The sequence below is a fragment of the Streptomyces sp. NPDC059567 genome, from assembly GCF_042735655.1.
In the GTDB taxonomy this organism is placed as follows: Bacteria; Actinomycetota; Actinomycetes; order Streptomycetales; family Streptomycetaceae; genus Streptomyces.
This window is the reverse complement of sequence record NZ_JBHWBS010000107.1, coordinates 1-4,146: the sequence shown is the minus strand read 5'-3', so window position 1 is coordinate 4,146 and position 4,146 is coordinate 1. Positions and strand designations below refer to the sequence as shown.

Below are 4,146 nucleotides of genomic sequence, written 5' to 3'. Positions count from 1 at the left end.
GGTTTCTCACCCTCTCGGGGCGGCTCGATTTTTCAGGGGTTGTTCACCCGCCTCTTCCACCTGGGGGCGGGGGGGGGGGGCCCCCCCCCCCCCCCCCCCCCCTCGTCATGCCTCTGCGAGAAGCCGGTACATCGTCTCCAGGGGAAGCGCCGGGTTGGCGGCCGCGTCCTTCGACAACTCCTCGTCTTCAAGGAGTTGATGAAGCCGTGTTCGCGCGAGAGCCGGGTTCCGGGCCGCCGCCGAACGGATCCGCGGCTCCTCGGCGCGGGTGAGCGCGTCGGCGACGGCAGGGTCCAGCTCCGGGTCGCATGCGGCCAGCAGGCGTACGGCGGGGTCCTCGGCGTCCGCGAAACGGGGGCCCAGGCCGACGGCCGGGAACTGCGGCAGTTCGAGCAGCCGGTCGCGGTACCGCCCCGTGTACTCCAGGTAGCACCGCAGCAGCAGCTCCGGCGGCGCTCCGGGATGGAACTGCGCCAGGAGCACCCGTACGCCCAGGTCGTCGTCGGCCGCGAGGAGGGCGACGAGCTCGGCGGGGAGCTCCGGGTTGTGGGCGACGCGGCGACGCAGCAGGGGGTGGGCGGACCGGGCGTGGGAGAGCGGCGCACGGTACGGGTCCTCGCCCAGCCAGAGGTCCCTGAGCGGGGGGACGACGTAGTCGACGGCCGCGCGCTCGTCCTCGGTCAGTTCGGGACGCATCGAGACGGCGGTACGGACCTCCGGGTCGGGATCGCGCGCGAGGAGGTCCACCAGGTCGCGGGGGAGTTCCTCACGCCCGGCGACCTCCAGCCGGGTCTTGGGGTCGCCGACGCGGGCGACATGGGCGACGACGTCCGGGGGAGTGCTGTAGTTGTGCGCGAGGCACCACAGGTCGTCGTCCGCGCGTTCGAGCAGCAGCTCGTCGACGACCGCCCGCGAGAGCCGGCAGTTCACGAGGATGTGGCTGTGGCCGTGCGAACGGGTCCCGGGCATGGCGCGCAACTGCCGCTCCATCTCCGCCGCGTCGTCCTCCTCCAGCTGCCTCGCGGCGGACGCGCGGATGTCCGGGTCGGGGTCGGCGAGCAGCGCCGCCCGGCGCTCCTCGGAGAGCCACCGCCACATGCTGGTGCTGTACCGGCGGAGTGTCGCCGACGGGTGGGTGGCGTAGTCGAGACGGATACGGCGCGGTGCCTGGCGCGAGGCGATCAGCTCATCCAGCTCCTGGCCGTCGTACGTCGTGTACATCCGGTCGATCACATGGTCCGGCAGGTGTCGCGGCCACGCGTCCTCACCGGGGCCGCGCGCCAGGCACGACCGTACGAGCCAGAACTCGTCGTCCACGACCCGGCCGCGCAGCTCCCCGGAGACGTACGGGTTGCGCGCCAGTCCTCCGCGTGTGCGGGGGTTCGGGTGGGTGAGGATCGCCGCCACGACCTCGTCGGGGATCTCCCGTCGACTCCGACACAAGGACGAATGGACGGCCCCGTCCCCCGAGTCGAGGAGCCGCAGGAGTACGTCCACGGGCGCGGCAGGGTTGGCGGCCAGTCCCTGGAGGGTCGCGCTCACGCCTCGGACTCCTCGGTCTCGTCGAACTCCTCGAAGACGTGGTCCACCGGCTCGGCGACCCAGCCCGCCGTCAGGACCAGCCGCGAGGTGCGGTGCACGGTCAGGAAGCCGAAGGGACGGTCGAAGTCGACGTCGATGCGCCGGACCAGGTACGGCGGGGGAGCCGCGGCCCCGCCCGCGCATGCACCCATCGCCGAGACCGAAGCCGCCTCGAAACCCTTCGCGTCGAAACGCGCCACGGCCGACTGGCGGGCGTCGGCGATCGCGAGCGGGAACTCGCTGATGCCCGGGAAGTGACCGTGCCGGCGGTCCGTCGCCGACGTGAGGCCGAACAACTCGGCGGACTTCAGCAGGTCGTGGTCGGCGGTGAGGGAGAACGGGGACGTCGTGACGCGCAGCGTCGGCGCGCGGTCGTAGCTGCGCGCGTTGCGGACGTTCAGGCCGGGTCCCTGCTCTCCGAGGGGGAGCAGGTCGCCCGGCACGGCCTTGGACGCGCCCGACAGGACGTCGATCCCGGCCCTCAGGACCGCGCCCGGCCCCGTCTCCTCCTCTCCGAGGAGGAGGTGGACATCGACGCCGGTGTCACCGAGCACCTTGAGGACCGTCAGCGGACCGGAGGCCGTCCGGGCGACTCCGACCCGGTCGAGGAGCGAGGTGTGGCGCCGCAGGCCGTTCAGGCACCGCCCCGCCCAGGGGCCGGACTCGGGCGCCAGTTCACCGTCGTCGAAGGGCTGGAGCCATCGTGTCCGTACGGCCTGGGCGGCGGCGAGGACGAGCCGGGTCTCCTCGTCCAGGGTGACCGGCATGGTCGGGATCAGCCCGCCCGTACGCTCCTTCGCCCATGTGTCCAGAGCCGCGCGGTCCGCGCCTTCGTCACCGGTCAAGCGGCCGAGGGTGGCCTGCGGCAGCCCGCTCACCCACCGCTCGCGCAGCTCCACTTCGGGCCGCGTCCAGAGCCCGACCGCCGCGGCCGACCCGCGCATCGCTCCCAGGGCACCGAGCAGCCCTCGTGCCGCCTCCGCCGCCTTGCCGGCGCGGATGCCGAGGGCGTCCTCCAACTCCTCGCGCGCCGGGCCCTCCGCGCCGTCCGCCAGGAAGGCCAGCAGCGGCCAGACACCCGCCGCGGACAGGACACCGCCGCCGGTACCGAGCGTGCCCGCCCACCGTGACGTGAGCCGGTTGACCGCTCGTACCGTTTCCGCCCGTATCGCCGTGGATGCCAATCGCATACCGCCCCCGCCCTCGGACCACGTACGATGCGCGCGCCCGTTCGCATGTTTGTGCCAGCTGTTTCCGGCCGTTCGAGCCGTTCCAGCTGTCCCGCACCCGCCCCAACAGGAGCACCGTAGTCGTGGAGCCCTCCCAGCCGCCCCAGGATTCTCAGCCGCCCCGGCGCGGGTGGCCCGCACCCGAGCCGTCGAACCCGATGGGAGCCGTCCCGCCCGCGGCGGGTCCGTACGCCGCCCCCGGCCCCTACGGCCCGTACGCGCCCTACGGCCCCGGCGCGGCCCCCGGCCCCGGTCCCGGCCCGTACGGAGCGCCGCAGCCCACCACCAACGGCCTGGCCATCGCCTCCCTGGTCTCCGGCATCGTCTGCTGCATCCCGCCCCTCGGCCTGATCTTCGGCCTGATCGCCCTCCCGCAGATCAGGAAGAAGAACCAGACCGGCAAGGGTCTCGCGATAGCGGGAATCGTCCTGTCCTCCCTCAGCTGTCTCCTGATGGTCCTCGGCCTGGTCACCGGAGGCTTCGGCGAGACGTGGAAGAGCTTCAAGGAGGGCATGGACGAGGCGGCGAGCTCGAAGTCCGCGTTCTCGCTGCGCAAGGGCGAGTGCTTCGAGGTCGACGGCAAGCTGGAGTCGTACACGACCGACGTCGAGATCGTCGACTGCGCGAAGCCGCACGACGGCGAGGTCGTCGGCGGCTACAAGATCACCGGCTTCGACACGTGGCCGGGGGAGGACCGGCTGGACAAGCTCGCGGAGGAGCGCTGCTCCGAGATCAGCAGCGCGTACGCCATGGACAACTGGGCGATCCCCGAGCACGTCTGGGACTACTACTACATCCCGAGCCGGCAGAGCTGGCGCGCCGGCGACCGTGCCGTGACCTGCACGCTCGCCGTCGACGACGGCGAGCCGCTGAAGGGCTCCCTGCGCGCCGACGAGACCACCCTGGACCCCGACCAGCTGTACTACCTGCAGAACCTCAACCCCATGGAGTACGCCGTCTTCGAGGAGCCGGACGAGGACGCCGACGAGGACTTCGCGGCCAACAAGGCGTGGGCGCAGCGGGTCCACACGTCGATCGTGGACGCGAGCGAGGGGCTCAAGAGCCACCGCTGGTCCGGTACGGCCGTGAAGCCGGTCGCCGACCTGGGCAAGGAGCTCGACGCGGCCGCGAAGCAGTGGGACAAGCTGGCCGGGTCCGCGGACGCGGACGCCTATTGGGAGATGTACGAGGTGGCCTTCGAGGCCCTGCCCGAGGACATCGGCGCGGACGCGCGGGAGGCCCTGGGCCTCGCCGGTCCCGCGGGGAACAGCCGGTCCGCCTGACCCTTGGGCCGGGCGGGCGTACGTCGGCGGGGCCGGACCTCCCCGAGGAGGGC

The 4,146-nt window shown here is 72.6% G+C and carries 3 protein-coding genes; 1 reads left to right on the top strand and 2 read right to left on the bottom strand.

The genetic code is table 11. The features are described from left to right. Nucleotides 1–105: 105 nt before the first annotated feature. Together ACFVZW_RS31855 and ACFVZW_RS31850 are read right to left on the bottom strand one after the other, a co-directional pair. Nucleotides 106–1,542, bottom strand: a complete 1,437-nt coding sequence (locus ACFVZW_RS31855; RefSeq protein WP_384528698.1) for a translation initiation factor 2 — start codon at nt 1,540–1,542, stop codon at nt 106–108. Next, on the bottom strand, nt 1,539–2,771 hold the full coding sequence (locus ACFVZW_RS31850) for a serpin family protein (protein ID WP_384528695.1): 1,233 nt from the start codon (nt 2,769–2,771) through the stop codon (nt 1,539–1,541). The genes ACFVZW_RS31855 and ACFVZW_RS31850 overlap by 4 nt, the downstream gene beginning before the upstream one ends. A 122-nt stretch (nt 2,772–2,893) precedes the next feature. On the opposite strand from ACFVZW_RS31850, the gene ACFVZW_RS31845 reads away from it, so the two are divergent. Then, entirely contained in the window at nt 2,894–4,093 is a 1,200-nt protein-coding gene (locus ACFVZW_RS31845) for a DUF4190 domain-containing protein (RefSeq protein ID WP_384528693.1), read from the top strand. The last annotated feature ends 53 nt before the right edge of the window (nt 4,094–4,146 follow it).